The 232-nt window shown below is 56.9% G+C and carries 1 protein-coding gene; it reads left to right on the top strand.

The features are described 5' to 3' along the window. The coding region (locus tag KVT27_RS26335; protein ID WP_217582350.1) for a LuxR C-terminal-related transcriptional regulator at positions 1-232 on the top strand (232 nt) is incomplete at both ends.

Genomic DNA, 232 nt, shown 5'->3' with positions numbered 1-232 from the left:
AGCTGCGAAAAAGGGGATCACCCCAAGCTATGTCCAGCGACTTCTTTCAGTCTTTTACAAGGATGAAGGCGGAGCTCCCGGTAAACAAATTGTGAGCAAGCGGCCGATTCAGCCATTGAGCGAGCCGCTGAGCGAACGTGAACGCGGCGTGCTTCGGCTTCTCGAAACCGACCTGAGCGGTCCCGACATTGCTCGCGAGCTTAGGGTGTCCGTCAACACCCTGCGGACACAT

This window comes from Lysinibacillus sp. GbtcB16 (genome assembly GCF_019091145.1).
Classification (GTDB): domain Bacteria; phylum Bacillota; class Bacilli; order Bacillales_A; family Planococcaceae; genus Lysinibacillus; species Lysinibacillus fusiformis.
This window is presented reverse-complemented; position numbering and strand designations above follow the sequence as displayed.